Source organism: Flagellimonas sp. S3867, from assembly GCF_014698935.1.
In the GTDB taxonomy this organism is placed as follows: Bacteria; Bacteroidota; Bacteroidia; order Flavobacteriales; family Flavobacteriaceae; genus Flagellimonas.
The window spans coordinates 1-661 of record NZ_JACVMN010000014.1 but is presented as its reverse complement, the minus strand read 5'-3'; the positions used below and the strand labels follow the sequence as shown (position 1 = coordinate 661).

The window sequence follows — 661 nt, the reverse complement described above, 5'->3', positions numbered from 1 at the left end:
ATGACTGGGGAACTATACCTGAAAACTTGATTTTGTGGGGAATGTTAGCCAATTTTTTCGCAATTCTTGAACATATAAACTATTATAACCGTCAGTTAATGATTGACAATTCAGCTGATTTAGAATATTTAAAGCGGAATAAAAAATTAAAAATTGCAAGTTTAGCTAAAGACTTAAAAGAGAGTGAACTATAGAGCCAATATCTAACATATGATGGCTATAACTAATTGAGGTTGTGGCACACCAAAATAATAGCCGAGACCGTTACTAAAGTTCAACCAAAGGATTGCATAATCATATTATTCGGAATACCTTTTGTATATGTGCCATTTTAAAACAAACTAATTTAAATGAACAAACTACTCTTTGGGATTTTATTAACTGCAATTGTAATCAGTTGTAAAGACACTAAAAAAGAAAGAAAGTATGGAAATACTCCAGACAAAATTTCAAAAATTGTTGAAGAAAATGCCATCAGCCTTCTAAAAGATGAGCGATTTCATTCTGTTTCCATTGCCGTAGTAAAAGATGGATTTGAATTATCAAAACATTACGGAGAACTTGAAATTGGAAAGAAAAACCAGCCTAACGACTCTACAATATATGAAATCGCCTCAGTAACAAAAACATTTTTAGGCACCGTAGCCGCAAAAGCTGTTCT

The 661-nt window shown here is 32.1% G+C and carries 2 protein-coding genes; both read left to right on the top strand.

The genetic code is table 11. From position 1 onward, the window contains the following. Window positions 1-194: hypothetical protein (locus tag IAG46_RS17880; RefSeq protein ID WP_223826757.1), on the top strand; the 194-nt coding region annotated here is incomplete at its 5' end. Between the two features lie 156 nt (window positions 195-350). After that, the coding region (locus IAG46_RS17875) for a serine hydrolase (RefSeq protein ID WP_190811700.1) at window positions 351-661 on the top strand (311 nt) is incomplete at its 3' end.